Source organism: Brevundimonas sp., from assembly GCF_032017145.1.
Lineage (GTDB): Bacteria > Pseudomonadota > Alphaproteobacteria > Caulobacterales > Caulobacteraceae > Brevundimonas.
In genome coordinates this window covers 13,009-36,196 of sequence record NZ_DALZQC010000016.1, presented here as the reverse complement: position 1 = coordinate 36,196, position 23,188 = coordinate 13,009, and the positions used below count along the sequence as shown (strand labels likewise).

The 23,188-nt window shown below is 67.0% G+C and carries 30 protein-coding genes and 3 pseudogenes; 11 read left to right on the top strand and 22 right to left on the bottom strand.

The features are described from left to right. Positions 1–8: 8 nt before the first annotated feature. From RTU05_RS04775 to RTU05_RS04750, 6 genes are read right to left on the bottom strand one after another with little or no spacing between them, the layout of a single operon-like run. Positions 9–803: a sulfite exporter TauE/SafE family protein gene (locus RTU05_RS04775; RefSeq protein ID WP_250201361.1), complete on the bottom strand. Its 795-nt coding sequence runs from the start codon at positions 801–803 to the stop codon at positions 9–11. A gap of 8 nt (positions 804–811) precedes the next feature. After that, the gene (locus tag RTU05_RS04770; protein ID WP_250201360.1) at positions 812–2,089 is read right to left on the bottom strand and encodes an FAD/NAD(P)-binding oxidoreductase; all 1,278 of its coding nucleotides are present in this window, start codon (positions 2,087–2,089) and stop codon (positions 812–814) included. Next, positions 2,086–2,508, bottom strand: coding sequence for a TIGR01244 family sulfur transferase (locus RTU05_RS04765; protein WP_250201359.1), 423 nt, complete (start codon positions 2,506–2,508; stop codon positions 2,086–2,088). The genes RTU05_RS04770 and RTU05_RS04765 overlap by 4 nt, the downstream gene beginning before the upstream one ends. Before the next feature lie 29 nt (positions 2,509–2,537). After that, entirely contained in the window at positions 2,538–2,957 is a 420-nt protein-coding gene (locus RTU05_RS04760) for a DUF6691 family protein (RefSeq protein ID WP_250201358.1), read from the bottom strand. Further along, positions 2,954–3,388, bottom strand: coding sequence for a YeeE/YedE family protein (locus RTU05_RS04755; RefSeq protein ID WP_250201357.1), 435 nt, complete (start codon positions 3,386–3,388; stop codon positions 2,954–2,956). The genes RTU05_RS04760 and RTU05_RS04755 overlap by 4 nt, the downstream gene beginning before the upstream one ends. Before the next feature lie 12 nt (positions 3,389–3,400). Beyond that, on the bottom strand, positions 3,401–4,342 hold the full coding sequence (locus tag RTU05_RS04750) for an MBL fold metallo-hydrolase (protein ID WP_250201356.1): 942 nt from the start codon (positions 4,340–4,342) through the stop codon (positions 3,401–3,403). 104 nt (positions 4,343–4,446) lie between these two features. Between RTU05_RS04750 and RTU05_RS04745 the strand changes: the two genes are divergently transcribed. From RTU05_RS04745 to RTU05_RS04735, 3 genes are read left to right on the top strand one after another with little or no spacing between them, the layout of a single operon-like run. Next, complete coding sequence (locus RTU05_RS04745) at positions 4,447–5,106, top strand: peroxiredoxin (RefSeq protein WP_250201355.1); 660 nt, start codon at positions 4,447–4,449, stop codon at positions 5,104–5,106. Beyond that, complete coding sequence (locus tag RTU05_RS04740) at positions 5,103–5,522, top strand: ArsR/SmtB family transcription factor (protein WP_008259045.1); 420 nt, start codon at positions 5,103–5,105, stop codon at positions 5,520–5,522. The genes RTU05_RS04745 and RTU05_RS04740 overlap by 4 nt, the downstream gene beginning before the upstream one ends. Positions 5,523–5,547: 25 nt before the next feature. Next, positions 5,548–5,943: a cupin domain-containing protein gene (locus tag RTU05_RS04735; RefSeq protein ID WP_008263599.1), complete on the top strand. Its 396-nt coding sequence runs from the start codon at positions 5,548–5,550 to the stop codon at positions 5,941–5,943. Positions 5,944–5,946: 3 nt separating this feature from the next. On the opposite strand, the gene RTU05_RS04730 is transcribed toward RTU05_RS04735, so the two are convergent. The 10 genes from RTU05_RS04730 to dsbD form a co-directional block, all read right to left on the bottom strand. Further along, positions 5,947–7,440 carry a murein L,D-transpeptidase gene (locus RTU05_RS04730; RefSeq protein WP_250201354.1) on the bottom strand — a complete coding sequence of 498 codons (1,494 nt, stop codon included), beginning with the start codon at positions 7,438–7,440 and terminating at the stop codon, positions 5,947–5,949. Positions 7,441–7,475: 35 nt separating this feature from the next. Next, positions 7,476–8,249 (bottom strand): substrate-binding domain-containing protein, encoded by a 774-nt coding sequence (locus RTU05_RS04725; RefSeq protein ID WP_250201353.1) that lies wholly within the window; start codon positions 8,247–8,249, stop codon positions 7,476–7,478. After that, a complete protein-coding gene (locus RTU05_RS04720; RefSeq protein ID WP_312596162.1) occupies positions 8,249–9,862 on the bottom strand; it encodes a peroxiredoxin in 1,614 nt (537 codons plus the stop codon). Before RTU05_RS04720 ends, RTU05_RS04725 begins: the two co-directional genes overlap by 1 nt. A 99-nt stretch (positions 9,863–9,961) precedes the next feature. Next, positions 9,962–10,486, bottom strand: coding sequence for a DsrE family protein (locus RTU05_RS04715; protein ID WP_312596160.1), 525 nt, complete (start codon positions 10,484–10,486; stop codon positions 9,962–9,964). Between the two features lie 29 nt (positions 10,487–10,515). Beyond that, complete coding sequence (locus RTU05_RS04710; RefSeq protein WP_008260598.1) at positions 10,516–11,148, bottom strand: SAM-dependent methyltransferase; 633 nt, start codon at positions 11,146–11,148, stop codon at positions 10,516–10,518. After that, a complete protein-coding gene (locus RTU05_RS04705) occupies positions 11,145–11,531 on the bottom strand; it encodes a 5'-nucleotidase C-terminal domain-containing protein (protein ID WP_312596156.1) in 387 nt (128 codons plus the stop codon). The genes RTU05_RS04710 and RTU05_RS04705 overlap by 4 nt, the downstream gene beginning before the upstream one ends. Beyond that, entirely contained in the window at positions 11,519–12,571 is a 1,053-nt protein-coding gene (locus RTU05_RS04700) for a metallophosphoesterase (RefSeq protein ID WP_312596154.1), read from the bottom strand. Before RTU05_RS04700 ends, RTU05_RS04705 begins: the two co-directional genes overlap by 13 nt. Positions 12,572–12,579: 8 nt before the next feature. Further along, the gene (locus RTU05_RS04695) at positions 12,580–13,254 is read right to left on the bottom strand and encodes a DsbA family protein (protein WP_312596152.1); all 675 of its coding nucleotides are present in this window, start codon (positions 13,252–13,254) and stop codon (positions 12,580–12,582) included. A 22-nt stretch (positions 13,255–13,276) separates the two neighbouring features. Continuing rightward, positions 13,277–14,071, bottom strand: a complete 795-nt coding sequence (locus RTU05_RS04690; protein WP_008260699.1) for a TlpA disulfide reductase family protein — start codon at positions 14,069–14,071, stop codon at positions 13,277–13,279. Further along, positions 14,068–15,960 (bottom strand): protein-disulfide reductase DsbD, encoded by a 1,893-nt coding sequence (gene dsbD, locus RTU05_RS04685; RefSeq protein WP_312596149.1) that lies wholly within the window; start codon positions 15,958–15,960, stop codon positions 14,068–14,070. Before dsbD ends, RTU05_RS04690 begins: the two co-directional genes overlap by 4 nt. A gap of 62 nt (positions 15,961–16,022) precedes the next feature. Here dsbD and RTU05_RS04680 point away from each other — a divergent pair, with 62 nt between their 5' ends. From RTU05_RS04680 to RTU05_RS04670, 3 genes and pseudogenes are all read left to right on the top strand, one after another. Further along, positions 16,023–16,676, top strand: a complete 654-nt coding sequence (locus RTU05_RS04680; protein WP_008264155.1) for a response regulator transcription factor — start codon at positions 16,023–16,025, stop codon at positions 16,674–16,676. Continuing rightward, positions 16,673–18,001 (top strand): ATP-binding protein, encoded by a 1,329-nt coding sequence (locus RTU05_RS04675; RefSeq protein ID WP_008261954.1) that lies wholly within the window; start codon positions 16,673–16,675, stop codon positions 17,999–18,001. The genes RTU05_RS04680 and RTU05_RS04675 overlap by 4 nt, the downstream gene beginning before the upstream one ends. A 259-nt stretch (positions 18,002–18,260) precedes the next feature. After that, positions 18,261–18,887: pseudogene (locus RTU05_RS04670) on the top strand (tyrosine-type recombinase/integrase); the annotation flags it as partial. On the opposite strand, the gene RTU05_RS04665 reads toward RTU05_RS04670, so the two are convergent. Beyond that, on the bottom strand, positions 18,841–19,137 hold the full coding sequence (locus tag RTU05_RS04665) for a helix-turn-helix transcriptional regulator (protein WP_066629210.1): 297 nt from the start codon (positions 19,135–19,137) through the stop codon (positions 18,841–18,843). The pseudogene RTU05_RS04670 and the gene RTU05_RS04665 sit on opposite strands and share 47 nt — an antisense overlap. A 108-nt stretch (positions 19,138–19,245) precedes the next feature. Next, positions 19,246–19,434 carry a hypothetical protein gene (locus tag RTU05_RS04660; protein ID WP_183195817.1) on the bottom strand — a complete coding sequence of 63 codons (189 nt, stop codon included), beginning with the start codon at positions 19,432–19,434 and terminating at the stop codon, positions 19,246–19,248. A gap of 195 nt (positions 19,435–19,629) precedes the next feature. Between RTU05_RS04660 and RTU05_RS04655 the strand changes: the two genes are divergently transcribed. After that, positions 19,630–20,208, top strand: coding sequence for a hypothetical protein (locus RTU05_RS04655; protein ID WP_312596145.1), 579 nt, complete (start codon positions 19,630–19,632; stop codon positions 20,206–20,208). On the opposite strand, the gene RTU05_RS04650 is transcribed toward RTU05_RS04655, so the two are convergent. Beyond that, positions 20,183–20,440 (bottom strand): hypothetical protein, encoded by a 258-nt coding sequence (locus RTU05_RS04650; protein ID WP_312596198.1) that lies wholly within the window; start codon positions 20,438–20,440, stop codon positions 20,183–20,185. The genes RTU05_RS04655 and RTU05_RS04650 overlap by 26 nt on opposite strands. Here RTU05_RS04650 and RTU05_RS04645 point away from each other — a divergent pair. From RTU05_RS04645 to RTU05_RS04635, 3 genes are all read left to right on the top strand, one after another. Next, positions 20,336–20,788 (top strand): nucleotidyl transferase AbiEii/AbiGii toxin family protein, encoded by a 453-nt coding sequence (locus RTU05_RS04645; RefSeq protein ID WP_312596197.1) that lies wholly within the window; start codon positions 20,336–20,338, stop codon positions 20,786–20,788. The genes RTU05_RS04650 and RTU05_RS04645 overlap by 105 nt on opposite strands. A 73-nt stretch (positions 20,789–20,861) precedes the next feature. Then, entirely contained in the window at positions 20,862–21,287 is a 426-nt protein-coding gene (locus tag RTU05_RS04640) for an organic hydroperoxide resistance protein (RefSeq protein ID WP_003164518.1), read from the top strand. 19 nt (positions 21,288–21,306) lie between these two features. Then, a complete protein-coding gene (locus RTU05_RS04635; protein ID WP_003164519.1) occupies positions 21,307–21,747 on the top strand; it encodes a MarR family winged helix-turn-helix transcriptional regulator in 441 nt (146 codons plus the stop codon). Positions 21,748–21,980: 233 nt separating this feature from the next. Here RTU05_RS04635 and RTU05_RS18290 read toward each other — a convergent pair whose 3' ends face one another. Together RTU05_RS18290 and RTU05_RS18285 are read right to left on the bottom strand one after the other, a co-directional pair. Further along, positions 21,981–22,091, bottom strand: a complete 111-nt coding sequence (locus tag RTU05_RS18290) for an ATP-binding cassette domain-containing protein (protein WP_409411591.1) — start codon at positions 22,089–22,091, stop codon at positions 21,981–21,983. Positions 22,092–22,182: 91 nt separating this feature from the next. Further along, a pseudogene (locus RTU05_RS18285) lies at positions 22,183–22,356 on the bottom strand (ABC transporter ATP-binding protein); the annotation flags it as partial. Between the two features lie 430 nt (positions 22,357–22,786). Between RTU05_RS18285 and RTU05_RS04630 the strand changes: the two are divergent. Next, positions 22,787–22,969: a hypothetical protein gene (locus tag RTU05_RS04630; protein WP_312596142.1), complete on the top strand. Its 183-nt coding sequence runs from the start codon at positions 22,787–22,789 to the stop codon at positions 22,967–22,969. On the opposite strand, the pseudogene RTU05_RS04625 reads toward RTU05_RS04630, so the two are convergent. Further along, positions 22,924–23,091, bottom strand: a pseudogene (locus RTU05_RS04625) (transposase); the annotation flags it as partial. The gene RTU05_RS04630 and the pseudogene RTU05_RS04625 sit on opposite strands and share 46 nt — an antisense overlap. Between the last annotated feature and the right edge of the window lie 97 nt (positions 23,092–23,188).

Sequence of the window (23,188 nt, the reverse complement as noted above, 5' to 3'; positions counted from 1 at the left end):
GTGTGGTCTCACCCGATCAGGCCGAGCGCGCCGGCGCTGCGGTAAAGCATATAGAAGGCGACGACGAAGATCAGCCCGGCGAACACTGTGTTCAATAGGCCTTTTTGTCCTGACAGGGCTTTCGCGAGCCGTGCGCCGATCAGACCGCCAAGGACGCCGCCGCCGATGAAGACCGCGGCCAGGGGCCAGTCGACCCAGCCGTCCAGGGCGTAGTTGAAGGCCGTGGTCAGGCCGAAGGCCGTCACGCCGACCAGCGACGAGCCGACCGCATAGTAGATGGGCATGCGGGTCGAGACCATCAGTCCAGGGACGATCAGAAACCCGCCGCCGATGCCGAAGAAGCCGGACATAACGCCGGTCAGGGCGCCGGCTCCGACGAGCTTCGGCGCATTGCCCCGCGTCAGGACCACGTCGGGGTCCCCCGAAGCCGAGCGGCCTCTCAGCATCAGCACCCCGACCACCAGCATCAGGGCGGCGAACAGAGCCAGCAACTTCTGACCGTCCACGGCCTTGCCCAGGGTGGAGCCGAGAAAGGCGCCGAAGACGCCGGCCAAGGCGAACAGGCCGGCGATCTTCCATTTCACCGTGCCGTGGCGCGCGTGGTTCAACAGATTGGCGAAGGCGTTGGCGGCGACAGCGAAGGCGCTGGTGCCGATCGCCAGATGCGGATCCTTGACACCCACCAGATAGACGATCAGCGGCACAGCCAGGATGGACCCGCCGCCGCCGACGAGGCCGAGGGTGAAGCCGACAAGCGAGCCGGCGCCGGCGCCGAGGCCGTACTGCAGCGGAGACAGGTCCATGATCAGGCTCAGGCGACGATGGGTTGCGGGCGGTCGAGGGCGTCGACGTGGTGCGGTGCCGCCATCCATTCGCGTCCCTTCAGCATGGCTGACCAGTAGATTTCCGGAAGGGCCTCGGACTTCAGCAGCCAGGCCAGGCGGGTCGGCTTGGTGCCGTCCAGAAGCCATCTCGGGAAGCTGGGCAGGAGCTTGCCGCCATAGCCGAACTCGGCCAAAACGATCTTGCCGCGCTCTACTGTGAGCGGACATGAGCCATAGCCGTCATAGACCGCCCGCATCGGCTGACCGTCCAGCAGCGACAGGATGTTCTCGGCCACCACGGGCGCCTGTTTGCGGGCGGCCGCAGCGGTCTTGGCGTTGGGCGCCGAGCAGGCGTCGCCCAGACCAAAGACGTTTTCGAACCGCTTATGGCGCAAGGTGGCGTCGTCCACCTCGATCCAGCCGCTTTCGGCGGCCAGCGGGCTTTCGCGGACGAAGTCGGGCGCGGTCTGCGGCGGGCAGACGTGCAGGAAGTCGAACTCGCGCCGCGTCTGGCGCACTTCGCCGTCCGCACCCGTCACGGCGAAGGTCGCGATCCGCGCCGGGCCGTCCACCGCGACGAGTTTCGACCCGAAGTTCAGGTCGATGCGATACTTGCGAACATATTCCATCAGCGCCGGGACGTAGGCCTTGACGCCGAACAGCACCGGGCCGGCGTTGTGGAATTCGATCTCGATGTCGTTGCGGCCGTTGTCGCGCCAGTGGTCGGCCGACAGATACATGGCCTTCTGCGGGGCGCCGGCGCATTTGATCGGCATGGGCGGCTGGGTGAAAATCGCCCGGCCGCTGTGCATGGCCTGCACCAGCTTCCAGGTGTAGGGCGCGGTCTCGTAGCCGTAGTTGGAGGTGACGTTGTTGCGCCCCAGGGTTTCGGCCAGGCCAGGGATGGCCGCCCAGTCCAGCTTTAGCCCCGGCGCAGCGACCAGCATCCGGTAGCCAATCCAGCGGCCGTCGGTCAGTTCGACGCGATCATGGATGGGGTCGAAGGCCGCGACCGCGCCACGCACCCACTGGGCGCCCTGGGGGATCAGGTCCTCGGTGCGGCGCTGGGTCCGCTCGGGCGTGAAGACGCCGGCGCCGACCATGGTCCAGCCGGGCTGATAATAGTGATGTTCGGACGGCTCCACGATGCGAACGTCGAGGCCTGGGCGGCGGCGCAGGAGGCTGGCGGCCGTGGCGATGCCGGCGGATCCGCCGCCGACGATCAGGACATCGCAGGAATCCGGGGGGGCGTATTGGGCGCTCATGACGCGGCTCCTTCAAGACGGGGACGCAGGGCGCCGAGGTCGTAGCCGGCGCTCTTGGCGCGGGCGATCAGATGATCGGGGGTTTGTGCGCCGGCGTTCGCCAGCGCCCACAGGGTGGTGGTTCGCGTGCCGGTGCGGCAGAAACCGAACACGGGCTGGGGCAGGTCAGCCAGAGCCTCGCGGAAGTCCGCCACGTCCTGGTCGGAGATGGCGCCGCCGACCACGGGAACGTGGGCGAAGGCGAGGCCGGCGGCCTCGGCGGCCTGGCGCAGATCCTCGGCGCTGGGCTGGCCGGGCTCCTCGCCGTCGGGTCGGTTGGAGATCACCGACCGGAAACCCTGGGCCGCGATGGCGGGCAGGTCTTCCGGGGCGATCTGGGGCGAGGCGGATAGGGCCTTGTCCAAGGGGCGGATATCCATGGCTTTGTCTCCCTAGGGTCTTTTCTGGTTCAGGCGTTTCGGTCGAGCGTCAGGCGGAACAGCGCCATGCCGGCCACGAGGGCGCCGACGAAGACAAAGGCCTGCCAGGCGCCGGTCGTCAGGGCCGCCAGCGCCGGGCCGGGGCACAGGCCGACCAGCCCCCAGCCCAGGCCGAACACGACGGCCCCGCCGACCAGAGGGGTGTCGATGGTCCGGCTCTCAGGCACATGGAAGGTCTCGGCCGCGACCGGCGTCTCCATGCGACGGCGGATCAGATAGGCGATGGCGGAGGGGATCAGCGCCCCGCCCATGACGAAGGCCAGCGAGGGGTCCCAGGCGCCCGTCACATCCAGAAAGGCCAGGACGCGGGCCGGGTTGATCATGTCGGACACCACCATGCCGGCGCCGAACAGCAGGCCGCACAGGACGGCGACGATCAGCCGGTTCATGCCAGGCCTCCCAACAGATGGCGGGTGACGAAGACGGTCAGGGCCGCAACCGCCATGAAGACGCCGGTGGCGACGATGGAGCGGGACGACAGGCGGGCCAGGCCGCAGACGCCGTGGCCGCTGGTGCAGCCCGAGCCCCAGCGGGTGCCGAAACCGACGATCAGGCCGCCGAGCACCAGCAGCCAGATGTCCGAGGTAATCTGCACCTCGGGCCTGCGGATCAGCGCTGAGGCCAGGGCCGCGCCCCCCAGCAGGCCGGCGATGAAAAGCAGGCCGAGGGTGCGCGGCGCGCCTTTCGACAGGCCGGTCGCCGCGGCGGTCAGGCCGGAGATCCCGGCCACGCGCCCATTCAGCAACAGGTAGAGACCGGCCGACAGGCCGACCAGCAGACCGCCGGCCAGCGGCCAGACGAAGGGGATGGGCTCAAGCATGGGGGGCTCGCCTCACAGCGCGTTCAGCGGGACCTTGAGGTAGCGCACCCCATTGTCCTCGGGCTCGGGCGGGCGGCCGCCGTTCATGTTCACCTGGACTGACGGCAGGATCAGCCTGGGCATGGGCAGGGTGGCGTCGCGCTGGGTGCGCATGGCCACGAACTCGTCCTCGCTGACGCCGTCGCGGATATGGATGTTGCCGGTGCGCTGGGCGCCGATGGTGGTCTCCCAGGCGAACTCGGTCCGGCCCGGAGGCGCCTTGTAGTCGTGGCACAGAAAGACCCGCGCCTCGTCCGGCAAGGAGGTCAGGCGATGGATCGAGCGGTACAGGGTCCCGGCGTCGCCGCCGGGGAAGTCGCATCGCGCGGTGCCATAGTCGGGCATGAACATGGTGTCGCCGGGGAAGACGGCGTCGCCGATAACGTAGGCAAGGCAGGCGGGCGTGTGGCCGGGTACGTGCAGCACCGTAGCCTCGAGGTCGCCGATGCGGAAGTGGTCGCCGTCGTTGAACAACTGATCGAACTGGCTGCCGTCGCGGCGGAAGTCGGTCCCTTCGTTGAAGATTTTGCCGAAGACCGCCTGGACGGTGAGGATCTCATGGCCGATGGCCAGCTGACCGCCGAGCTTCTCCTGAAGATAGGGCGCCGCCGACAGGTGATCGGCATGGGCGTGGGTCTCCAGCAGCCACTGGACCGTGAGACCTTCGGATTTCACGTAATCAATGAGGGCGTCGGCCGAGTCGTGCGCGGTGCGGCCGGACGCCGGATCGTAGTCGAGCACGCTGTCGATGATGGCGCAGACGTCGGAGCCAGGATCGCGCACGACATGGCTGACGGTGAAGGTGGCCTCGTCGAAGAATGACCTGACGACAGGGCGCTGGCGAGGATCGCCCAGCGCGGCGCGCACGATGTCGGCGGCGTGGTCCCGGGCGGGATCGAGGATGGGCGAGGACATGGCGTGTCTCCGTTTCGGTGACCCAACACATATACCCATTCATAGTTCGTGCAAGTATGTATTTTATTGTAGCGGAAACGGTGGGAAGCGCTTAGCTTGCGGCTATGGAAACGATCGACACCGGGCCAGCCGTCTATCCCCCCGCAATTCGCGCCCTGCGCATCAACGACACGGCGCCGGACTTCACCGCGCGCACGACCCAGGGCGAAAAGCGCCTGAGCGACTACCGTGGACGCTGGCTGGTGCTGTTCTCGCATCCGGCGGATTTCACGCCGGTCTGCACCAGCGAGTTCGTGGCCCTGGCCCGGCAGGCCGAGGCCTTCGCGGCGATCAACTGCGATCTGATGGCCCTGTCGGTGGACAGTCTGTATTCGCACCTGGCCTGGCTGAAGGACATTTACCGCCGCTTCGGCGTGAAGGTGTCTTTCCCGATCATCGAGGATCCCTCCATGGCCATCGGCCACGCCTTCGGCATGGTGGACGCCGGCTCGAGCGACAGCGCGACGGTGCGCGCCACCTTCGTGATCGATCCCGAAGGCGTGGTGCGCGCCATCAGCTGGTACCCGATGAACATCGGCCGCTCGGTTGATGAGCTGCTGCGTCTCGTCACCGCCTTGCAGACTTCTGACCGTGAGGCGGCCTCCACGCCGGCGGGCTGGACGCCCGGCGACGCTCTCCTGGAGCCGGCCGCCACCACCCTGGACGCCGCCATCGCCGACGGTGACGGCGATGCGCCCTGGTACTACCGCGAGCGCCGCGCATGACCGACGATCAAGCGGCCGCCATGGAGCGGCTGAAGGAAAAGGCGCCGGAGGCCGCAGAACTGCTGCGCCAGTTGGCCAACGCCAACCGGCTGCTGATCCTGTGCCATATCGCCGAGGAGGAACGTTCGGTTGGCCAGCTCGAGGCGGACCTGGGCATCAAACAGCCGGCCTTGTCCCAGCAACTGGCTGAGCTGCGCCAGTACGGTCTGGTCAAGACGCGCCGTCAGTCGCGCTCGATCTTCTATTCGATCGCCGACGAGCGGGCCCAGGCGGTCATGGGCATGCTCTATGAGATCTTCTGCGGCGATGCGAAGGCGGTCGGCGCGCGCGTCGCCGCCCCGGCGCCCCGCCCATCGACGCCGGCTCGCGGCGACACGGCGCAATTCGCGCGCATCACCGCCGTCGCGCGTCGCTGACGGCCAACCCGCACAGGAGACTCTCGTGAAGGGCTTCATCGACAATATCGAACGTCTGACGGAAGAGAACACAGACTTTCGCCGTGTTCTCTACACCGGCCACAATCTGCAGCTCGTCCTCATGGCCATTCCGGCCGGTCAGGAGATCGGCGAAGAGGTCCACGACGACCGCGACCAGTTCTTCCGCATTGAGGCCGGTGAGGGCGAAATCTGGATCGACGGCGTGCGTCACGCCGTGAAGGCGGACGACGGTGTCATCGTCCCTCAGGGCGCCCGGCACAATGTGGTCAGCACGGGGTCCGAGCCGCTTCGGCTCTACACCCTCTACGGCCCGCCGGAGCATCTCGACGGGACGGTTCACGCGACGGTGGAAGAGGCCTCCGCCGACCACGAGCACTTCGACGGCCGCACGACCGAATAGCCGTCAGGGGCCGACGTCATCCGCATCGGCGCGGCGGTCGTCGGGCCGCGGCAGGTGCAGAGCGATACCCAACGCCTCCGCCAGACGGGTGTCGCGACGATAGATGTCATCGCGAAAGGCGACGCGGCCCTGGCCGTCCAGGAAGGCGGTCCAGTACAGCAGGCGCACGTCGATCGGTCGACCGGTCGCCACACGGACGGTCTGGCCGCTGTCCAGCGCGGCGTCGAAGCGGGTGAGTCTCTCGGGGTCGGGCGCCAGGAGAAGGCGGGCGAAGCCGACGGCGTCCTGCACCCGCACGCAGCCGTGACTGAGATGGCGGAAGCTCTGGTCGAACGCGCCCCGAGACGGGGTGTCGTGCAGGAAGATGGCGTAGCTGTCCTGAAGCTCGAACTTGACCTGGCCCAGGGCGGCATTCGGACCCGCGCGCTGAACCACCATGCCGTTCTGGATCGTCATGTTGTTCGCCCGCATATAGGCGGCGCCACGCGGCAGGATCTCGCGCTGGGCGATGGAGGTCGGCACCGTCCAGGGCGGATTGGCGACGACCGAGGCGAAGGGCCGTTCCAGGCTGGGCGTCGCATTGTCGGCGTCACCCGTCACGACCCGCATCGAATGCACGGGCCGACCGTCCTTCCAGTAGACCATGATGGAGGCGGCGGTATTCACCTCGATCCGCTCCGGGGCGACGTCTCTCTTCAGCCAACGGCGGCGTTCCAGATTGAGCGCGATCTGGCGAGCACGGGCCTCGGCCGAAATCGACAGCGCCCGCTGGGTCGCCGGGCCGATGCGGGCGTCCGCCTCCAGACCGTGGCGCACCTGGAACGCCCGAACGGCCTCTTGCAGAACAGAGCCGTAGTCACCGCCAGACGGGCCGATCATGGAGGCGGCGGCGTCGCTGAGATCGCCTTCCACCCGAAGGCGCGGCAGGAGGGCGGGAAGACGGGGGTCGGACGCAAACGGTTCGATCGTCGCGCCCAGGGCGAAGGGCGGCCAGCCGCCGCGGTCGGCGATGGTGCGATAGCGGAGGAAGCCGTCGCACAAGCCCTGATAGCCGCGGTCCTGAGGCGCAAGGCCCGCCATCGTCTCGGCCAACGTTCCGTCGTCGACCGCCGTCGCCAGCAGCGGCGGCGTATCGACCTGGTTGCGACCCATCTCCCAAAGGGTCTCGACGGATGCCGGGTCGACCCGGCCATGAGCGAGCGCCTCGACCAGGGTCAGGACGGCCTGGGTCAGTTCGGCTTCGCTCAGGGCGAGACCGTCGGGCGCCGACAGCCCGTGGCGGTCCGCCAGAGCCAGGGCGTCCATGGCTTGCCGGCGCGCTGGCCCCGCCCAGGCGGGGCGTCCGCCGCGGGCGGCGTAGAAGGCTGTGGTCAGGGCAGTGATGTCAAAGGCGGCGGGCGCGGGTGCTGCTCGCGCCGCCGTCGAAACCCAAAGCGGCGCCGCTGCGGCCGCCAGCAGGTGTCGGCGGTTCAGGGTGAAGGAGCGACGGTTGGCCATGCCGCCGACACGGCAGGGTTCACCTTAAGGCAGGCTTAAGGTTGGCCGGTCCGCCAGCCCCAACGCGCGAAGATGGCGGCCCCCTCGTCGGACTTCAAAAATTCGAGGAACGGCTGGGCGTCGGCGTCCTGGCGGCCGGTCTCAGTCACAACGGCGCCAGCGTCGCGGTAGATGCGGTAGGGCTCTTCGACCTCGACCACATCAGCGAGGTCCGGATTGGCGACCTGCCAGATGCCCCAGATGATCCAGGCGTCCAGCGTCGGGTCGTCAATCCAGGCCTGGCGAGCCTCGGCGCTGTTGCGGGCATAGACGGCGATGTTGCGACGCAGGGCGCGCACCTTGGCGATGTCGCCGGTGCGGCCCGCCATATCCTCCCACAGGCCGTTCTGGCCCGCGCCATTGACGACCAGGACTCGGCGACCCGGCTGGAAGAGATCTTCCAGGCCGCCGATGCCGTTCGGATTTCCCGGGCGAACGAGAATGGAGGCGGTGCGCAGATAGAGCGGCTCGACCGCCTCGGCGCGGATGCGGCCCTCCAGAGCGCTGACGAAGTCGGTCATCATCGTCTCGGAGCCTGAGAAGATCAGGTCGCCGTCCGCCTTGGCCTGGCCCAGCCATTGGGGCGTGGGTCCGGCGACGACGGCCACGGCGCGACCGGTGCGCGCTTCATAGGCCTTCGCCGCTTCGCGCATGGCGGGGGCGGGGCCGCCGGGACCATAGACATGAAGAGGATCGGCGGGCGTCTGGGCGTGGGCGGCCAGGGCCGTCGTGCTCAAAAGGGCGGCCAAGGCCAGGGTGGAAGGACGCATCAAGAGTTCTCCTGGGGCAGGGCGAAGTGATTGGCGGGGATCTTGAAATAGACGCGCCCGTCCGGTGCGGCCGGCGGCAACACGCCGCCGCGGATGTTCACCTGAAGCGCGTAGAGCATCAGGTTCGGCAGGGGAAGGGTGGCGTCCCGGCCGTCGCGAAGCCGCACGAAATCCGCCTCGCCGCGTCCGCCGCCGACATGGATGTTGTCCGCCTTCTGCTCTCTCACGGTGCTGAAGCAGGCGGGCTTGCGGCCATCGGGACCGTAGTCGTGGCCGACGAAGACGCCGGTCTCCTCGGGCAGGGCCAAGATGTCCTGGATGCTTCGGTAGAGGGCCTTGGAGTCGCCGCCCGGAAAGTCGGCGCGCGAGGTGCCGGCATAGGGCATCATCAGCGTGTCGTGGACGAAGGCGTTGCCGCCGATCACATAGGTGATGGACGCCAGGGTGTGGCCTGGGGAGAAGATGACCCGCCCCGGCAGGCCGCCGACAGCAAACGCATCACCGGCCTGGAAGAGACGGTCCCACTGGCGCCCGTCGGCCGGGAAGTCGTCGTCCAGGCCGTAGATGTCCTTCCACAGCCTCTGGACGCCAACCACTTTCTCGCCGATGGCGGTTGGAGCCTCCAGCTTCTCGTTGAGATAGGGCGCGGCCGAGAAATGGTCGGCATGGGGATGGGTGTCCAGCAGCCATTCGACGGTCAGGCCTTCAGTCTTGACGTAGTCCAGGATGGCGTCGGCGTTGCGGGTCGAGGTCGCCGCGGCCTTCTCGTCGAAATCCCAGACCGGATCGATGATCGCGCATTTGCGGCTGACCGGGTCGGAGACGACATATTGCCAACTGCCGGTCTTCTTGTCGTGGAGCGCCGCGATGCGCGCTCCGCCGTGGTCGATGATCTGCATGAAGTCTCCGTTTGGTTTGCGAAGAAAAGGGCCGGACCGCTTGCGCGGCCCGGCCAGCGTCCGATCACGCGGCTTTCGGGGCGTCGGGGAGGTCGCGCGTCGAGAAATACCAGTCGGTGTAGACGTAACCCTCGGAGGCGCGGGCCTCAGCCGCCTCGGCGGTCTTGGGTGGGGGGCGATGGCCGGCTGGCCAGGGCGCCAGTTCTCAGGCGTCGCGACCCCGTTGGCGTCGGACGCCTGGAGCGCGGTGAGCAGCCGAACGAACTCTTCGATGCTGCGGCCATTGCTCATGGGATAGTAGACCATGGCGCGCAGCTTGCCTTCCGGATCGATCAGGAAGGTGGCGCGAACAGCCGAGGTGTCGGCCGCCCCGGGGTGGATCATCCCGTAGGCCTGGGCCACCTCCATCTTCAGATCCTCGATGATGGGGAAGGGGATTTGGACGCCGAACTTCTCCTTGATGTTCCGCGTCCAGGCCAGGTGCGAGAAGATGCTGTCGATGGAGAGCCCCAGGAGCTCGCAGTTCATCGCGGCGAATTCATCCGCGTGCTTGGCGAAGCCGATGAACTCGGTCGTGCAGACCGGGGTGAAGTCCGACGGATGGGAGAAGAGGATCAGCCATCTGCCGCGGTAATCGGCCAGGCTGCGATCCCCGTGCGTGGTGCGGGCGTGAAAGTCGGGGGCGGGTTCGTTGAGGCGGGGCAGTCCGGTCATGTCGATGTCTCCTTCAGACGCCCCATTGAACACTTACATACACACTTACACAAAATAATAGTTCTTATGGCCAGGGAAGGTTCCGTCTATGCCGAGCCGTCAGTTCACAACCAGGGCATATCCAGCCTGCTGGTGGTGGATGACCGTCATCAGGGCGGCGAGATCGACGCTCACGCCCGGTTCGAGGTCGGCTTGCGCGATGCCGTTCCCCGCCATGGCCTGGCCGCACAGCCGAACCTGGACGCCGGCGGCGATGAGGCTGCGGATCAGGGCGCTGTTGGGATTGGCGTCGCCCTTGCCTCGCGCGGCCCAGGCGGCGTCGGACAGGACCGCAGGGGTGGCTGCGCCGTGTAACACGACGACGATCTGACGCTGGTCGGCGTCCACGCCGCCCGCCGCCAGCATATTCGCCAGCCGCGCAACGCGATCCAGCCCCTTCAGCGGCCTGTCGTCCGGACCGCCCTGGGAGACGTCGAAGATGACCCGATAGACGCGCGACGGATCCGGCTGTTCGCCGGCCTCGGGCAGGGGCTTGAAGCCGCCGAAGCCAGAGACAGCCTGGGCGAAGCTTGGGGAGGCCGCCAGGGAGGCGGCCAGGGACAGGGCGAGGAGGAGGGTTTTCATGGCGGGTTCCGGTGTGCGGGCGCTGGGGGTCAGGGACGGCGGGCGACGAGATCGATCAGGGCGGACCGGCCGCTATGGCCGGCGCCTTCGGAGACGTCGCTGTCGTGGCTATTCAGATGCAGGATGTCGAAGTCGGCGAAGGCGTCGCGGAGCAGCGCCTCGGTGTAGAGGTTCTCGACCTGCCCCGGGCCGCCCGTTCCATAGGCGATCTGTTCCGGCCGATAGCCCTGCAGCAGGATCAGGCCGCCAGGCTTCACGGCCGCCTTCATACGCTCGAAAATTCGGTCGCGCAGGGGAGGCGGGGCGAACTGAATGAAGACGGCGACCACGACGTCGAAGGCGTCCTGCGGCCAGGCCCAGGTCTCGAGGTCCGCCACCTGAGCGTCCAGTGTGACCCCGCGTCGCTCGGCCAGGGCGAGGGCCTTCTCGATCGCGCGTGGGGCGATATCCGTGGTGGTGACGGCCAGACCCTGTTCGGCGAGCCACACGCCGTTTCGCCCCTCGCCATCGGCGACCGCCAGAGCGGTCATGCCGGGCTGGAGCCGCGCGATCTGAGCGGCCAGAAAGGCGTTGGGCGTCTCGCCGAACAGATAGTCCTGGCGGTCATAGCGGCTGTTCCAGAAGTCGCGGGCGGCGACGGAGTCCATAAGGTGTTCCTTCATATGATGAGGACGCTCGCAGGCAGATCGGTCTCGCCGGGCGTATGGTCGGCGAACCAGGATTCAAGCGCGCCCACAGTGTCGATGTCGAGCGTCCGGCGGTCTCGCCCGTAACGTTCGGGCACCCCCTGGGCGGTGACGAAGGCCACCGGATAGTCCGCCTCCGGCTCGACAGGGCGGTCCCCGACCAGCAGGCGATCAAGGCGCTGCCCCTTGGGATTCTCCAGCTTCACAAAGGCCGTGAGGCCCCGGCAGCGTTTGATGTAGCCGCCCATCTGCGCGTAGGGGTCGGCGGCGAAGGTGCGCTCAAGATTCTCTTCCAGCATCGCCTTCAACTCGGCTCCGGTCAGCGTCGTGCGCGAGATGGGCGGGTTCATCGGCGCCATATTGTAGAGGTCGCCCAGAGTGACCGGGCCCGGTGCGACGCCGCGCCGTATCGCCAGCCGTTCGAGAAGGCGATGTCCACGCCCGCCGCCTGCGCCGCAGCCGCCAGCAGGACGTCGTCCATCGGCGCGCTGGCCATGGCGTAGCGGTGAAGGGGGATGGCCGTGCGGGCGATGACGCGCGCCAGACGTTCCCGCTCGGGAGCCAGGGCCGTCTCCACCAAGCCGGCGACTTGATCGTCTTGGGGGCCAGCGTCCACGGCTATGAGCCGATGGCGGCGCAGGGACACGCGGCCGTCTGCGATCTCCAGGTCCAGCCGGCCGATATAGGCGCCGTGGCAGCCGGACTGAATGATCAGGGTGTCGCCGACGCGGGCCGGCTCGTGCAGGCGGTTATGGGTGTGGCCGCTCAGGATCACGTCGACGCCCGGCGTCTCGGCGGCCAGCTTGAGATCCTGCGGAAAGCCCAGGTGGGACAGCAGGACGACCAGATCGACCTTCTCCTCGCGGAGCTGGTGCAGTTGCTCCCGGGCTTCGGCCACACCCATTTCAAACCGCACGCCTTCAGAGAAGGCGGGGGGCATGGTTTTGTCGACGATAGGGCAGGCCAGGCCGATCACGCCGATCCTCAGACCGCCGCGCTCGAACACCCATCGCCCGTCGAACACCGGCGCGCCGTCATCTTTGCGAAAGACATTGGCGGCCAGGACGGGATACTCCAGTCGCGCCGCCAAAGCCTTGAACCCCGCCGGGCCATAGGCGAACTCCCAGTGCGCCGTCATGGCGTCGATCTTCAGGGCGTTCATGATCGGAACCAGCGCCTCGCCCCGGCTCGCGACGGCGACCCGCGTGCCATGGAAGGTGTCGCCGTTATCCAGGGTCAGGCACGGACCTTCGGCGCGCGCCTCTTCGAAGAGACGGGCGATGCGGGCGACCCCGCCCAGCCGTTCGAACCGCCAGCCGCCTTCGGTGCGCACCAGTTCGGGATGCGGCTCGAGATAGCCGTGCAGGTCGTTCAGCTGGAGCAGGGTCAAGGTGGTCATGGCCGGTCTCAGCGCAGCGGTTGTCCGGAGCGGATACGACCGATCACCGCTTCGAGTTGCGCCTGGGGCATGCCGCCGGGGATCAGATTGCCGTTGATGATAAAGGCGGGCGTGCCCTGCAGGGCCAGGGCCGCCGCTTCTCGGCCGTTTCGGTCGAGCACCGCGTCGATGTCTGCGCGGTGATCGGCCAGGTCCTGATTCAGGCGCGCCATGTCCACGCCGGCCGACTGGACCAGACGCGTGATGTCCGCCTGGTCGCCGATGCGCGACGGCGACAGCATGAAGGCGTTATGGACGGCCTCGTACTTGCCTTGGTAACTGGCGGCGAGGGCGGTCAGGGCGGCGGTCTCCGAGACGTCGCCGAAGATCGGCCAGTCCTTGTACAGGACGCGCACCTTGGGGTCCGCCTTCAGCAGGCCGTCGATCTCCGGCTGCATCTTCTTGCAGTAGGGGCAGTTGTAATCGACGAAGCCGATGATGGTCACATCGGCGTTTTCGGCGCCGATGAAGGGCGCTGCCGGGTCGCGCAGCAGATCGTTGAAGCCGACCTGGGCGATGGGCGGCATGTCTTGTCCGGAGGCGGCGGAAGGGCTGGCGGGCGCCGCGCCGTTGTCGGCGTCGGCGGGGCCGCAGGCGGCGAGCGCCAGGACGGCGGCGAGGGCAGGGGCGAAGGTGCGGTTCATGGAAGCTCCGTGAGGCGAGGGGTCAGTGCAGACGCGCGATTTCGGTCGCGATCTGTTCGGGGGCGATTTCCCCCATGTGGGCCTTGGCCAGACGGCCGTCGGCGTGGAGGAACAGGGTCACCGGAATGCCGGCCGTGCCGTAGTGGCGGGGCACCGCCATGGCCTCGTCGAACAGCACATGGTCGAGGGCCAGCCCCTGGCTCTGCAGAAAGGCCCGAACGCCGGCTTCGCCCTCGCCCTGGTTGACGAAGAGGAAGCGCACATTCGGATGGGCTTTTTCGGCCTGGGCCAAAGCCGGCATCTCGCGCCGGCAGGGCGGGCACCAGGTGGCCCAGAGATTGATCACCGTGGGCCGGTCGCCCGGAGCGGAGAGGTTGATGGGCGGGGCGTCCATCGCGGCCAGCGTCAGGGCGGGCGGCGCCATGGGCTGCGTCGCCGAGGCCAACTGATGGGCGGTGGTCCAAACCAGGGCGCTGGCCAGCACAGGCGCAATGGCCCAGGCGCGTTCGCGCGTCGTGCGCAGCAGCAGGATCGTGGCCAGGATCATGACCGGCGCGACCCAGATCCAGCTGAACCCGCCCTGCCAGATCGCGAGCGCTCGCCACGGGTCGGCCCCGAAATACTCCCAGTGCGTCGCCACGTGACCGAGGCGGGCGGTGGCCAGACCGCCGAAGACCAGAACCGTGCTCCACAGATTGAAGCGCGGGCTGACCCGGCTGGCCAGCAGTCCGGCGCCGATCATGAAGACGAACACGCCGGCGATGATGGCGAACCGCTCTCCCGACAGGACGAGCGGGCCCAGGGTGATGGCGTTCATGCGGCGGCTCCGGCGCTCTGCAGGGCGGATGCGACGTCTTGGGCCGACATCTCTCCGATCAGTCGGCTGCCCGGCGCTTCGGTCGCCGAGGGCGAAAGGAAGATCATCGTCGGCGGTCCGACCACTCCGTGCCGCTCAAGAAGCGCGCGCGCCTCGGGCGTGCTGCGCGTGACGTCGACCTTGATGAGGTCGGTGTTCGAAAGGCCGGCGATGACGGCGGGGTCCTCGAACACCGTCCGCTCGATCACCCTGCAGCTGACGCACCAGTCGGCGGTGAAATAGACCAGGGCGGGACGTTTGCGCGCGCCGGCATCGGCGACGGCGCGGTCCAGCGCCGTCTGATCCAGCACGACCGCCGCGGTTTCGACCGGCGCGGCGGCTGCTAGTCCAGCGGGACGCGCCAGGGGCTCAAGCGGACGCCAAGGGTCGTCCGCCCCGAGGCTGAGGCCGACCAGCAGCAACAGGCCCCAGGTCGCGGCCGCCAGGCCGGCGACACGGGCGACGCCGTTTCTCAGGTTCGGGCTGAGCGGCTGGAACAGGCCGAGAGCCGCCGCCAGACCGAGCGCCAGCGCCGCGCCGAGAGCGAGCGTCGCCGTCGGCGGCAGGATGCGGCTGGCCAGCCACCAGGCCATGCCCAGGAAGATGAAGCCGAACAGCATCTTCACCCGGTCCATCCACGGCCCGGCCTTGGGCAGGAAGCGCGCGCCGACCGTGCCGAACACGATCAAGGGCACCCCCTTGCCCAGGCCCAGGAAGAACAGGGCCGCCGCGCCCAGCCCAACGTCGCCGGTCTGGGCGATGTAGAGCAGGGCGCCCGCCAGGGGCGCGGTGACGCACGGGCCCACGATAAGGGCGGAGACGAAGCCCAGACCTGCGGCTGAGGGCAGGGACCGCCGGCCGTCGCCGCCGTCGCGGGACAGGCGGCTGGTCCAGGCCGAGGGCAGTTGCAACTCGAAGCCGCCGAACATGGAGGCGGCGAGAACGACGAAGACGACAGCCAGAGCGCCGACGGCCCAAACCGACTGGAGCGCCATCTGCAGGTTCTGTCCGGACCAGGCGGCCGCGACGCCCAGGAGGGCGAAGGCGATGGAAAGGCCCAGCACATAGGCGACCGAGAGCATCAGGCCTCGGCGCGTACCGCGCCCGTCCACGCCGCGTCCGATGACGCCGGCCAGGATCGGATACATGGGAAAGACGCAGGGCGTGAAGGCCAGCAGCACGCCGAAACCGAAGAAGGCGAGCAGGACCCAGGTCGCCCCGCCCTGCAGCGCCAGGCGATCGACGAAGCCCGGGTTGGCGTCCAGCGTGACCGCCGGCGATGACGCGACCGGCGAAGGCGCCGCCGCTCCCTCGTCGTTCTCGGGCGCGGGTGCAGCGCCCGGCGCCTGGATCGCCAGCATGGCCGCGGCCTGTGCGGTCTGCGCATCGGCCTCCCGCGCGGCCACGTCGGACTGCGGCCGGGTCGGCACGTCGATGGTGCGCGTCATCGGCGGGTAGCAGATCGAGTCTTCGAGGCAGCCCTGATAGGTGATGTTGACCGACGTCGGCTCGCCGGCCTGCGTCAACGTCTGCGCCGACAGGGTCGCGCGACCCGCGTCGTGCCAGACGTCGACGACGCCGAAGCCCGGGTCGTCCTTGGTTTCGCCGGCGGCCAGTTCCAGCGGCAGAGACTCCTTCCCGCCCGGCGTGCTGGCGACGGTGTGGTCACGATAGAGATAATGGCCAGGCGCAATGTCCCAGGCGAAGGCCAGATCGCCGTCAGCCTCACGCGTCACCGTCAGGGCGAAGGCCTTGTCAGGCGAAAGCGGAGCCTGACCCAAGGCCGAACCCGGCAGGGCGAAGGACAGGACGGCGAGAGCGGTGGGCAGTAGTCGGCGGAAAAACCTCATGGCCATCTCGTCGGCAAGCGAGCTTAAGTCAGGCTTAAGCCGGAGCTTGCACGTCACACCGCATGAGATTGCTCGCCATAGAAGACGATCCCGTTCTCGCTGACGGCCTCCAGGTCGGGCTCAGCGCCTGTGGCTGGACGGTCGAGGTCGTTGGGCGGGTCGAGGACGCCCTCGCGGCGCTGGAAAGCTCGGCGTTTGATGCGGTCGTGCTGGATCTGGGCCTGCCCGACGGCGACGGACTCTCGGTGCTGCGCTTCGTTCGCGAGCGCGACATGGATGTCGGCGTGGTGGTCTTGTCGGCGCGCGATGACAGTCGGGACCGCATAGTGGGTCTGGACGCCGGCGCGGACGATTATGTCGGCAAACCGTTCGATCTCGACGAGCTGGCCGCGCGATTGCGCGCGGTGCGGCGTCGCCTGCTCGGACGTTCGACCCCCGCCTTGCGCCACGGCGGGGTGACCATCGATCCCAAGTCGCGTCTGGCCTGGCGGGAAGAGGGCGACCTGCCCCTTTCGAGACGTGAGTTTGCTATCCTGGAGGCCCTGATGGAACGGCCCGCACAGGTCCTCTCGCGCAGTCAGTTGGAAGAACGCCTGTACGGCTGGCAGGAGGAGATCGGCTCCAACGCCGTGGAAGTGCACATCCACTATCTTCGGGCCAAGTTGGGCGCCGGCTTCATCCGCACCGTGCGCGGCGTGGGATACACCCTGCAATGAGCTCGATCCGCCTGCGTCTGTTCGTCACTCTCGCGCTCGTGACCGCCCTGGTCTGGGGCGGCGCGGTCGTCTGGGTCGAAATCCAGACCCGGGCCGAAGTGCAACGGGTGCTGGACCGGCGCCTGATGGAGTCGGCCCGCATGGTTTCGTCCTTGATGCAGGCCGGCAGCGTGCGCCCGGCGATCCAGGCTCCGGACACCGGGGCCGCCGATGTCTATGACCGTCAGCTCTCCTGCCAGATCTGGTCACTGGAAGGCGATCTGATTGGTCGGTCCCAAAGCGCGCCTGCGGAGCGATTGTCGGAAGGGGGCGACGGATTTTCTGAGCGCACGATCCGGGGCGAGCGCTGGCGCGTCTATACGGTGCATGATCGTGACGCCGGTTTTCGGGTGATGGTTGGGGACAATCTGGCCGTTCGCGAACACCTGGTCGGCAATGTCGTCACCGCCTTGATCGGTCCGGCGGTCCTCGGTCTGCTGGCGCTGGGCGTGCTGATCTGGTGGTCGGTTGGGCGGGGGCTGGCCCCTATTCGACAAATGACCCGCAGCCTTGCGGTACGGGATGCGGAAGACCTGACGGCGTTGGACGTATCGCCGGACGCCCGCGAACTCCGTCCCTTCGCCCTGGCGCTGAACGATCTGATGTCTCGCCTTGGCGCAGCGCGGCGTCGCGAGGCCGAGTTCACGGCCGCCGCCGCGCACGAGTTGCGTACCCCTCTGGCGGGCCTGCGTGTCCAGGCGCAGATTGCGGCGTCGTCTTCGGACCCTGCCGTTCGAAGCCGCGCGTTGGAGCAGATTCAGACCTCTGTCGATCGCACCGCCCGCCTCGTCACGGGGCTTCTCGCCCTGGCGCGCGAGGACGAGATGCCGGTTAGCGACGAAGATCGCCGCTGGGTGACGCTCCGATCGCTGTTTGCGGGAGCGGAAGGCGATTCCCGGGTGTCGATCGTCGAAGGTGACGCCCTGCTGAATGTGGATCCGGATCGCTTCGGGGCAGCGGCCGCCAATCTGCTCGCCAACGCACAGGCGCACGCAAAGTCTTCAATCCTGATCAGTTACGACCCGACTTCCGGCCACTTGATCGTCGAGGACGACGGAGCGGGCGTGGCCTTCTCGGATCTACATCGTTTGGGACGGCGTTTTTTCCGCGCGTCGAATGCCCCTTCCGGAGGGAGCGGTCTGGGCCTCTCTATCGTCCTCGCCACTGTGAAGGCCCATGGGGGACAGGTGCAGTTCTTGCGCTCACCAGGAGGCGGTCTTCGTGTTGAGGTGACAATTCCGGAGCAGGCGTCGGAGTCTTTGAACAACTCGACCAAGCGAGACTGACGGTATCAACCGGCTTCAGTGGCGTCTGTTGTCGGTTTGATGATACGGTATAGTCCAACTACCTATTCGCTTGTCATAGCGGTGCTGGTTGGTCTTGAAGCAGAGTTGCCTGCCGATAGATGGCGACATCACTAGAATTTTATTACGTCGAATTTCACCAATGAATTCAAAAGCGCTGTCCAAGTGACGGTAGCTCGCGCGGTATGGTGCGCGGATGAGAGAAAAGGCGCTGATAAATCAGCGCCTTCTGGTCTATTGAAGGATCGAGTGGGGCTTGCTCGGCGAGGTCGCTACGCTTCCGACCATTCGGCTTGGCCTCAAGTTCATCCTCCTGAGCATGGTCAGGAAGAGCGAGTTGCAGGACGCGACCTGGGATGAGGTGGACTTCGCCAACGCGGTCTGGTCGATCCCCAAGGCGCGGATGAAGCGGTCGCGCCCTCACAACGTCTATCTCTCCACCCAGATGCTGGACATTCTGATCGCGCTGAAGACCTGCGCGGGGAACTCTCGCTACCTCCTGCCGTCGCGCTATGACGCCGACGCGCCGATGTCTCGCGCGACCTTCAACAGGGTGACCAGCGCCATAGCGGAGCGGGCTTCAAGCCAGGGCCTGCCACTTGAACCGTTCACGGTCCACGACCTGCGGCGGACGGCCTCAACCCTGCTCCACGAGATGGGGTTCAACTCAGACTGGATCGAGAAGGGGCTGGCTCACGAGGAGCGATCTTCACGCGGCGTCTACAACAAGGCGGAGTTCGAAGCGCAGCGCCGGCATATGGCTCAGCAATGGTCAGATGCGGTCGACGCCTGGGAGGCTGGCAGGCCCTTCACACCCGTGGTCACGGTGCAGGAGACCTCGGCTCCGCGTTTTGATCCGCGCGTCTGACAGGGCGCGAGCGCCGCAGGCGGACGTCCGGGCCGGCCGCCCTCGGAATTGGCCGATCCCGGCGAAGTTTCAGCCAGGCCTCGACCTCGGCGAGGTCCCACACGACGCAGCGCGGCGTGAGCAGGAAACGCTTGGGAAACTGACCCTTCTGCTCCATCTCCCAGATGGTGCTGTCGGCCAGCGGCACCATCTGACGAAGCTCAGGCTTCTTGATGGTTCGCTTGAGCGGCGGTGCGGCGGCTTGTGCCATCGGGCTCTCCTTTGAATACGACTCAAGGGAATCCGAAAGGCGACGACGGAGCCATCCGCAGGTCTCCTTGGGTGAAGTCGCCACCGTGTCGTTGCGGATTGCCGACCCTCAGCGGGGCTGGAAAGCTCTGCCCCGGTTGCCGATCATCACCCAGCCGGCGTTGGTCGGGCGGTAACCGCCTTTTGCGACGGCCTCGGCAAGTCCCAGCACCGTCAGTTCGCGTCCGCGGTTCTCGTTGCCGGCGCGCGCCGGATCCACGAGGTCCAGCAAGGCTTCGATGCGTTCAGCGTCAGTCATGGGTTCTCTATGGACGGATCGGCAGCGAGTTCAAGGAAAGAGGTATGTTCGTTGAGGTCGACCGGTCGGCATGTCGCGGCACGAAGGATCGCGAGTTCCAACGGACGCCGGCGTGCAAAATATGCATGGAATTTAAATCAAAATCTTTGCATAAGCGTCGGACGCTTCCTACGTAGGTGGCGAAGGATTTTCCCAATGTCGGCGCTCAACGATGTGAAGAAACGACTGCGGCCTGGTCAGGTCTATCGTCGTCAGGATTTCGAGAAGTGGTCCAATGCCGTAGATCGGCATCTGCGCCAGCTCGTGGAGGAAGGGCGACTGGAGAAGGTCTCCGGCGGCCTCTATCTGGCGCCGCGCCAGACGCGCTACGGCAAGGCTCCCGCCCGGCCGGAGAAACTGGTGGAGAGCTTCCTCAAGGACGACCGCTTCCTGCTGGTCTCGCCGAACGCCTACAACGGCCTGGGGGTAGGGACGACCCAGCTGTACAACGAACCCGTTGTCTACAATCTCAAACGCCATGGCCGGTTCGACCTCGGCGGCCGCGTCTATGACTTCCGCAAAAAGCCCTCGGTCCCGGCCAAGCTGACCGAGGAGGTCCTTCTCGTCGATCTGTTGCAGAACCTGGACCGGCTCGCCGAGACCCGCGCCGAGGTCCTGCCGCGCGCCCTGGATCGCGCCCGGCGCATGAACCCCGCGCGCCTGTTCAAGGCGGCGCGGGACTTCGGCTCCGTGCGCGCCCAACGGCTTCTCAGCCAAGCGCTGGAGGCCGCGTGAGGTCGTGACCGTCTTCCTGCATGATACCCCGGACTTCGGCGATCTGATCGAGGTCCTTGCCGGCCAGATGGGCATAGACCCCGGCTTGGTGGAGAAGGACTACTGGATCATGCAGGCTCTCTGGGGGCTGCAGGCGGGCGGCTTCGCCTTCGAGCTCAAGGGCGGCACGTCCCTGTCGAAGGGATATCAACTGATCCATCGGTTCTCGGAAGACATCGACATCCTCATCCATCCGGACGGCGATCTGCCCGTCGGGCGGAACCACACCAAGGCAGCGCAAGCGGCGCTTTGTCCTGCAGGCTTGGTCCGACTACGTCCGTCCGTTCCGAGATCCGTCGCCGCACATGCGCGTAGCCGACTTCGGTCCGCTCGAGAGGATGGGACGGCCCCTGGGGGAGTGTCTGTGGAAACCGACGCATCACGAGCTCCAGGACGGCCCGGGGAACTACGGAGCCAAGCTCGCCCGTCAGCTTATTTCAACTATGGGAAACACCGAGCCCAGCTAGGCCGGTCGGCAGTCCGAGCGCCAGAAGGCCTGAGAAGGTCCCTATCTGGAAGAAATATATATTGCTTGCTATAATATTGCGCACAATCTAATGGCGATGGGCCCGCTCCTTTACGGGCCCATCGCCCCGGTACCAAGGAGACTTTCCATGACCACCCTCTATAGCACCAAGGCCGTCGCGGTCGGCGGCCGTCACGGATCCGTTCGGACCGACGATGGTCTGCTCGACGTTCAATTGGCCTTGCCGACAGCGCTGGGCGGCAACGGCGGCGCGACCAATCCCGAGCAGCTTTTCGCGGCTGGTTATGCCGCCTGCTTTGAAAATGCGGTCATCCACGTTTCGCGCAGCAGGAACGCCCGGGTTGGCGATAAGGACGTAATCGTCGAGGCGACCGTGGGCATGCAACCCAACGGCGCTGGCGGTTTCGTCCTCACCGTCGCCATGGCCGTCGATATTGGCGGTCTGGATCAGGCGACCGCTGAACAGATCGTCCAGGCCGCGCATTCCGCCTGCCCTTACTCGAACGCGATCAAAGGGAACATCGACGTCGACATTACCGTCACGACCCACTGATGGGCGCGGAGGAGAGAGCATGACCGAAGACGATGTGTTGAGGCTCGACAGGCAGGTCTGCTTTCCGCTCTACGCAGCCTCGAACCTGATCACCCGGCTTTACCGGCCGCTCCTCGACGCGCTCGGACTCACCTATCCGCAGTATCTCGTCATGATGGTGCTGTGGGAGAAATCCCCCTGCACTGTCGGTGAAGTGGGGGAGCAGCTTCACTTAGAAACCGGAACATTGACGCCGCTGCTGAAGCGGATGGAGGCTGCGGGTCTGGTGGCTCGCAAACGCGACGCCTCGGACGAACGGCGGGTGCTGGTTACCCTGACGGAGCCGGGCGAGGCGCTTAGGGCTCCGGCAAAGAGCGTGCCGAGGGCGCTCGCCGATAAGCTGGCCATGCCCGTCACGGATCTGGAAAGGCTCCGCACGACTTTGACCGGTCTGCTCGGCGCCATGACTGAAAAGCCCTGAGTCGCTCGACGAACGGGGCTCCTGCGCGAACCCGGCGTCCGCCGCCGTCAAAGTGTGCAAGGGACGACTATTCGGTGATCGCCTCGGGTCGGTACCGGCTCCTCCCGTAGTTTCAGAGACGATTCGTGCTTTCCGAAAGCCAAGGACCGAACGAACATATCCAGCGAGCGGGATCGTGGGTCACGACCATGACGCACGCGTTGCGCTCCACGGCGTGCGGCGAAACAGTTCCATCACCTGGCGCCCGCGCACGCGATGGCCACGCGCTGTTGTTCGCCGCCCGAAAGTTTGGCCGGGCGCTTGTCGAGACGATGGCCCAGGCCGAGCGTGCGAAGCAATTCCACGGCGTAGCCGTGCGGCCGGAGGCGCGATGTCGGCGATCTCGAGCGAGATGGCGAGTTTCGCGGCGGTGGTGAGGGAGGGAATGAGGTTCGCCTTCTGGAACACGAAGCCGATATGGCCCCGACGAAACCCGCCTAGCCGGTCGAGATCGACCGCAGGGTTCGAGACCAGCTCGCCGCGGGATGTGGATCTCGCCACGGCTGGGCGGCTCGAGCAGGCGCGAATCAGAAGCAGCGTGCTCTTGCTTGAGCCGCTCGGCCCGGAGATGCCGACGAGTTTGCCGGCTTGGGCCTCCGGCGAGACGCCGTCTAGCGCCCGAACAACGGTCTCGCCGCGGGGATAGTAGCGCGCGGTCGCCCACGCGAAGCAGGGGCGGCGCGGTCATTCGTAGGACCTGGTCGCCTGGGTTGAGCTGAGCGATGGCCGCCGTCCTGAGACCGGTCATTTCGAAGCGATCGCCGACGCAGCATCGGGCTGCCGCTGGGCGCCGCCGTCCGGCTCGCCAAAGATGACTACCGCGTCGTCGGCTTGACCCCGGGGCTGGTCGATTCTGCGGGGGATGGCCTTCTGTTCCTCGACAACGACGCGACGACGATCGCTTCGCGTTGGCCGAGCGAGCAGGTCCTGCACGAGCCCCGTAGACGCCTTTCGCCAGGAGCCTTACGGCGCGCTGAAGCGCGCCTTCCGCAGGCTGATCGTGTTCGACGGCGCCGACCACGCCGTCTTCGGAGGCCGGACGCGAGGGGCGGCGGAATCAAGCGACCCGATGATCCAGGGCGAGGCGATCCGGATCACGTTCGCCTTACTGGACCATTTCCTGAGGGAGGAGCCTGCCGCCCAGCGGCTGAAGCGCTTGTGCGCCGCCTCCCACTTGCCGTAGCGCTCGAGAAGGTCCTGCCAGTGAGCGCAGGACCGCGGCACCCATAGCACTCCATTCACGAACAGCCGATTATCGGACCCCGTCCGACCGGGATCCGACTTTCCCGGCAGCAGCGGCTCGATACGGGCCCACTACGCGTCGTCCAAATATTGCATGACGTCACCGCTATGTGGAACGAATCCGCGCCCCCCGATCACCGCGTTGATGCGCTGCCCAAGT

What these genes read in the sequence shown, in the direction of transcription:
- RTU05_RS04775 (WP_250201361.1), bottom strand. Translation starts at nt 803, where the DNA reads ATGGACCTGTCTCCGCTGCAGTACGGCCTCGGCGCCGGCGCCGGCTCG.
- RTU05_RS04770 (WP_250201360.1), bottom strand. Translation starts at nt 2,089, where the DNA reads ATGAGCGCCCAATACGCCCCCCCGGATTCCTGCGATGTCCTGATCGTC.
- RTU05_RS04765 (WP_250201359.1), bottom strand. Translation starts at nt 2,508, where the DNA reads ATGGATATCCGCCCCTTGGACAAGGCCCTATCCGCCTCGCCCCAGATC.
- RTU05_RS04760 (WP_250201358.1), bottom strand. Translation starts at nt 2,957, where the DNA reads ATGAACCGGCTGATCGTCGCCGTCCTGTGCGGCCTGCTGTTCGGCGCC.
- RTU05_RS04755 (WP_250201357.1), bottom strand. Translation starts at nt 3,388, where the DNA reads ATGCTTGAGCCCATCCCCTTCGTCTGGCCGCTGGCCGGCGGTCTGCTG.
- RTU05_RS04750 (WP_250201356.1), bottom strand. Translation starts at nt 4,342, where the DNA reads ATGTCCTCGCCCATCCTCGATCCCGCCCGGGACCACGCCGCCGACATC.
- RTU05_RS04745 (WP_250201355.1), top strand. Translation starts at nt 4,447, where the DNA reads ATGGAAACGATCGACACCGGGCCAGCCGTCTATCCCCCCGCAATTCGC.
- RTU05_RS04740 (WP_008259045.1), top strand. Translation starts at nt 5,103, where the DNA reads ATGACCGACGATCAAGCGGCCGCCATGGAGCGGCTGAAGGAAAAGGCG.
- RTU05_RS04730 (WP_250201354.1), bottom strand. Translation starts at nt 7,440, where the DNA reads ATGGCCAACCGTCGCTCCTTCACCCTGAACCGCCGACACCTGCTGGCG.
- RTU05_RS04725 (WP_250201353.1), bottom strand. Translation starts at nt 8,249, where the DNA reads ATGCGTCCTTCCACCCTGGCCTTGGCCGCCCTTTTGAGCACGACGGCC.
- RTU05_RS04720 (WP_312596162.1), bottom strand. Translation starts at nt 9,862, where the DNA reads ATGACCGGACTGCCCCGCCTCAACGAACCCGCCCCCGACTTTCACGCC.
- RTU05_RS04715 (WP_312596160.1), bottom strand. Translation starts at nt 10,486, where the DNA reads ATGAAAACCCTCCTCCTCGCCCTGTCCCTGGCCGCCTCCCTGGCGGCC.
- RTU05_RS04710 (WP_008260598.1), bottom strand. Translation starts at nt 11,148, where the DNA reads ATGAAGGAACACCTTATGGACTCCGTCGCCGCCCGCGACTTCTGGAAC.
- RTU05_RS04705 (WP_312596156.1), bottom strand. Translation starts at nt 11,531, where the DNA reads ATGGCGCCGATGAACCCGCCCATCTCGCGCACGACGCTGACCGGAGCC.
- RTU05_RS04700 (WP_312596154.1), bottom strand. Translation starts at nt 12,571, where the DNA reads ATGACCACCTTGACCCTGCTCCAGCTGAACGACCTGCACGGCTATCTC.
- RTU05_RS04695 (WP_312596152.1), bottom strand. Translation starts at nt 13,254, where the DNA reads ATGAACCGCACCTTCGCCCCTGCCCTCGCCGCCGTCCTGGCGCTCGCC.
- RTU05_RS04690 (WP_008260699.1), bottom strand. Translation starts at nt 14,071, where the DNA reads ATGAACGCCATCACCCTGGGCCCGCTCGTCCTGTCGGGAGAGCGGTTC.
- dsbD (WP_312596149.1), bottom strand. Translation starts at nt 15,960, where the DNA reads ATGAGGTTTTTCCGCCGACTACTGCCCACCGCTCTCGCCGTCCTGTCC.
- RTU05_RS04680 (WP_008264155.1), top strand. Translation starts at nt 16,023, where the DNA reads ATGAGATTGCTCGCCATAGAAGACGATCCCGTTCTCGCTGACGGCCTC.
- RTU05_RS04675 (WP_008261954.1), top strand. Translation starts at nt 16,673, where the DNA reads ATGAGCTCGATCCGCCTGCGTCTGTTCGTCACTCTCGCGCTCGTGACC.
- RTU05_RS04665 (WP_066629210.1), bottom strand. Translation starts at nt 19,137, where the DNA reads ATGGCACAAGCCGCCGCACCGCCGCTCAAGCGAACCATCAAGAAGCCT.
- RTU05_RS04660 (WP_183195817.1), bottom strand. Translation starts at nt 19,434, where the DNA reads ATGACTGACGCTGAACGCATCGAAGCCTTGCTGGACCTCGTGGATCCG.
- RTU05_RS04655 (WP_312596145.1), top strand. Translation starts at nt 19,630, where the DNA reads ATGTCGGCGCTCAACGATGTGAAGAAACGACTGCGGCCTGGTCAGGTC.
- RTU05_RS04650 (WP_312596198.1), bottom strand. Translation starts at nt 20,440, where the DNA reads ATGGATGAGGATGTCGATGTCTTCCGAGAACCGATGGATCAGTTGATA.
- RTU05_RS04640 (WP_003164518.1), top strand. Translation starts at nt 20,862, where the DNA reads ATGACCACCCTCTATAGCACCAAGGCCGTCGCGGTCGGCGGCCGTCAC.
- RTU05_RS04635 (WP_003164519.1), top strand. Translation starts at nt 21,307, where the DNA reads ATGACCGAAGACGATGTGTTGAGGCTCGACAGGCAGGTCTGCTTTCCG.